This window comes from Corynebacterium sp. HMSC059E07 (assembly GCF_001814395.1).
In the GTDB taxonomy this organism is placed as follows: Bacteria; Actinomycetota; Actinomycetes; order Mycobacteriales; family Mycobacteriaceae; genus Corynebacterium; species Corynebacterium hesseae.
Genome location: NZ_KV816284.1, coordinates 162327 through 166968 on the forward strand (window position 1 = coordinate 162327; position 4642 = coordinate 166968).

3 protein-coding genes are annotated in these 4642 nt (G+C 50.0%); all 3 read right to left on the reverse strand.

The annotated features are described in order from the left end of the window. Positions 1–23: 23 nt before the first annotated feature. Complete coding sequence (locus HMPREF2967_RS13535; RefSeq protein ID WP_083309023.1) at positions 24–191, reverse strand: type IV pilin protein; 168 nt, start codon at positions 189–191, stop codon at positions 24–26. A gap of 101 nt (positions 192–292) precedes the next feature. Further along, a complete protein-coding gene (locus HMPREF2967_RS03575; protein ID WP_154761986.1) occupies positions 293–1753 on the reverse strand; it encodes a hypothetical protein in 1461 nt (486 codons plus the stop codon). 343 nt (positions 1754–2096) lie between these two features. Continuing rightward, a partial coding sequence (locus HMPREF2967_RS03580; RefSeq protein ID WP_070685016.1) for a DEAD/DEAH box helicase occupies positions 2097–4642 on the reverse strand: 2546 nt, incomplete at its 5' end.

A 4642-nucleotide genomic window follows, 5' to 3' on the forward strand; every position in this document is an offset into this window, starting at 1 on the left:
ACCAGAACGACTCGGCCATCGCGTTATCGAAGCAGTATCCCGTTATACGCCACAATGGAGATAGCAGCTAAAATACCTATCACTACAATTACAATCAGCAACTCCACAATCGTAAAGCCTGGTAGCCTACGGCTCTTGGATTGGGCTCTTCCAGTAAAGTAGCTTCCGATGTGTAGAGATTGCTTCTTCATATGTCTATTTATCGTTCCTCTATTTAGTTATCTGCATCAATTTAAACATAAGCGGCAGGAAACTTAAAGCGCAGCATGCGGAGCTAATTATCTAAATGTATTTACAGTCGACCTCGTCTGCGGGCTGATATCATATACCTAATCCCCTTGACGATGACAAACCTTAAAGCCTTCTCAGGCAGCTCATCACGCTGCGTCTGAATAAAGTTGGAGGTAGACTCCTGAAGTTTACTCTGCTCGGCTAGCGGAATAGCTTTCCGATTGACCGATAGCTGCGTTGCCTCACCGAAATCGTAGGTGAGCTCCAATATGTCATTAGCCTGCTGATGCAACTCCAGTGCCCGAGCCTGGTTGGTTACACGCTTACGCTCTGCGTACCGAGCCACATCGAACGCAACTTTTCCGAGGTTCGCAATCCTCTTCACCCGCTTCCGAACTCGATCAGCCCTCAGCGCACACAGCGTCTCTAGCTCCTCACTGTAGGCCTCGATGGACTCCTCCAGCTTTTCCTTAAGCTTGAAATCGTCCAGTCGGCATTCGGCTAGATAGACTTTGGCAAGAACACCAAGCCACTGCGAAATCTCATGGTGGGCCGAATCAGTAGCGGCCTGTACCTTTTTGATGCCGCCTTGTTTTGGAAGGTCGTTAACAATCCCGAAAATCTGATCCCATGCATAGCTCTCAACCACATTCACGGTGTTTTGGAAGGAGATAATCTCGTTCATAAACCGAGGGTCGACGACCCCTTCGCGCTCATACCGGAGCGTGGCTTCTCGGAGAGTCTTCAGTAAACCCTCAAGATCGGACTTCTTAGTCTGATCAATCTTCCTGATGACGACATCTAACTTCTGATCAATCTTCTTGACATAAGCAGTGATCTCAGCCATGGACTGCTGAGTCGCAAGCTGCATCATTATGCCGCCGACGCCAGAGAGCATCGCTGGGTTAAGGAGCTTAGACCGAATGCCTACCTCCATTTGCGCCCATTTCTTGATGTTCCCGCGTGTGCCCAGCATCACGTGCTTGATCCCAGGTACGTCAGTGTCAACCAGTCCGAACTCCTTAATGCCCTCGAGCGTCTCTTTCGTGAGCCTCACGAAGCGACCTGAATTTTCAGAGATCTCAGCCATCCCCTGAACCAGAGCCCCACTGTTCTTCAGCTGTTGGTCGAGGATACGAGCAAGGTTCCCGCCGATCGCCGCTGTCTTCAACTCTGGGATAGCAAGCGAGTCTATGAACACCTGGATAGCCACCTCATCACCAAAGACCATCACCTCGCTGCCGCGCACAACCACCTCTACTTCCAGAGACTCCAGGGCCCCTCCGGAAGCCTCATCACCCTCGTCACTAGAGCCGAGATCGTTGCCGGTCCCATCATCCTGGGAGGTGTCTGCGGTCTGGCCGGCCTCGTCCGACTCTTCGAGCTGACTGTTATTGCCTTGTTGTTCACCTTCGCCGAGTTCGTCGACGAGGCTTATGCCTTCGTCCAATCCCGTTGCCTCGTCTTGGGCCTTGTCGTCAATCTCGTTAGTCCTAACGTCCACAGCAAGATCCTGTTCCAATTCCAAACACCTAAGTCTCCGTGGTCGGTTCAATAAGTCTTGAGCCTACTAAGCGAGGTGGACATCAGGGGCGAAATCAGACGTAGCTATCGCACAGTTTAGCGATAGAGAAGGTCACCGATTCATCGCACAGCCCCGCTTGTCCAGCATCATCAAGTAGCCCAGATCAGTGTGCGAGGTAATTTTCACCGGGTAGTCTAAGTGCGACCCAATTATGCCAACAAGTCCACTTAGTGGCCGGCATGTTAGGGACGCGCTGCTAAAAGCGTATCCTTAACATCAGCAACGTGGCGTTTTCCATTAACGGATCCATGGTAAATCCAACTCAAGCCAACGAAAGTCGCTAGGCTGACTCACGATGAAAAAGTAGACCAACCTCAACCCTTACTTCCTCAGAAAGATCAGACGAAGACACAAGACCCACGTCATCGACATCGGTCAGCCTTCCAGATTCATCGAACGAAAAGTAGGAAACAGCCTTATCAAGAATCTCGAGACTGGATTCTCGACTCAGACCCAACTCCTGGATGCCAATTAAACGCTTATCAGAAGAGCCATATTCCATCATCTGAGGTAAATTTAGAATATCTCTATTCTCACCCAAAAGGGCAATACAGATATCGTAATAGTTCTGCAGATACTCCATAATGCGAAAGCGCAAGCCTCCCTCCAGGTCCTTGAGAGTCTCTTCGATTACGATATTGACATGTCTCGCCGACTTAAGATCAAAATCCTCCTGAACCCACCGACGACTAGGTTCATACGTCAGGTATCTGATAATTCCGGTACGTTGACGATACCAAAGGGCGTTGGCGATCATCTCAGACGTTGACTTACCGCTCAACCAGTTCGACATCAGAATGGCCCAGTAGCTCAGCCGACCTTCGATCCGAGTGGGATTCTTGCCCTTGGGTAGAAGTGGATCGTGACCGATCGACTCCTCTTCCGGCCAGTTATACACTCGACTTAAGGTCTTTAAGATATCTAGACAGTCCGACCACTCAAGCGAGGAGGTTGCACCTCCCATCAGAGGCTGAAGCTCCCCAAGTAGAAGACCCAGCCAGACTTCGTTTTGATACTCGGGGTTGATGCTCGGAGCCCGACGAAGAACCCCGATCGGTACTTGTAGGGATTTGGTGGAGCGGTCTAGAAGCTCCTTACTGTCCTTAACCTTTTCTAAAAAATTGGTTGACAGCATTGTGGGGGATTTGTCTACATGATTGATCATCAGAACGGAGGCGTACTGACGCAAGTTTCGAAGCCTTTCGGCCGAAGGTGTGTTTGGCACCTTCTCCCCTCGTAGCACCGCAGCAATATGATTGTAATCTTTTCGCTGTCTTTTCGGAGGGTCCACGAGGAAGCTCTTTGCCTTTTCCGGCTTGGCTCGCCTTAGAATGGCGGGTTCCCCCTTCTTCCATTTATTGGGCTGAGCGCGCAGAACGATTATATTACCAGAAAAATCATAAGAGAGCCTTCCCGCTCGGCCAATCAGGTTCTCGAAATCCAGCTTCTGAAAATCACTCAAACCCTGGGCGTCATCGAGAACAAATATATTCTTAGCAGGGAGATTGACGCCTTCCAGAAGCGTGGACGTACAGACTACGAACTGAAGTCCAGATGTAGGGTCGGCGAAGTCATGCTCAACTTGCTGACGGACTTCCTGAGGCATTTTACCGTGGTGGAATGCGACACCCTTTTTGAGAGTTTCCGCTAAATAGTAATCCGAATGAACAACCTCACCAACTCGTCGTGAGGAGGAGGCGAGCTTTTCATCACCCGTATACGCTAATCTCTCTGCAAGTTCCATCGCGAAATCAGCGGCACGAAGGGAGCTATTTACGTAAATGATGGACTTATCACCCGCACTCAATCTAATGATATAAGAGTAGGCGTCAGACTCATTTGGCTTGGTTGCAAGCTCAGTCTCGCCATCATCGAGGTAGGGATATAGAAACTGACGATTGCGCACGAGGTCGACAAAGTACCTCGTTTGGGCTACGGAACGCTCATCGATAGCCAGGGCACCGTCTGCGCTCTTACCGAATAGCTTCAAGAAGATCTCAGGGTTGTCGATGCTTGGCGATGAAAATAGCAATCTTGCCGCGTATCTTCTCAGGAGCTCATTGATTGCATGATAGTAGAGGGAGCTTCTTGCATCTTTCGCGGAAATAATCTTCTGCGCTTCATCCACGATGAGATAGGAAATTCCTCGTTCGGGATTCGAGAGGTAACGTAGGAGTCTCTCCGGAGTGAGTACCAAAATTGAGCGCTTGAATCTTGCGCGAAGCACCGCAGGAATTACCGGGAACGTAGCAACATGGACATCGGGAAACTCTAACAGCAGAGCCCTAAGATCGGCAGCGGTTTGGGAGATGAGTGCCTTGGTGGGTACAAGCACTATTATGCACTGATCATCTAGTCCTGGCTGCTGAACTAGATCGTATAGAAAATCCTTGATGATAAAGGATTTTCCGAGTGAAGTCGGGCCTGAGAAGCTGAAGAAGTTTACGGTAGCAAGGGATTTACGAATCTGATACTGCGGATCGGTTAAGACAGCTCTTTTACTGCTTGAAAGCTGAATTATCTCCTTCGCCAGACGCCGAGCCTGATTCGAAGCCGGCAGCACATACTTGGAGTCTCCTGCCTTCGCCAAGCCGCTTATCCCCGGAAAGTTGCCGAGGTTAATGAATACCGCTTCTGCTACGGGGATGATCTCCTCTTTTAGTGACTCGGAGCCCGCTTCTAGCAGGAGGGATACGATTACGTACGATAGCTCCCTGTGACGAAGGTCTTCAGAGTAGGAAAGGACATCAGCATATCGCAGTAAGTCTTTAACGTGAGCCTCTGAGATGTATTTGTCGATTTGGGGTAGTTGGTACCGCGAGTCCG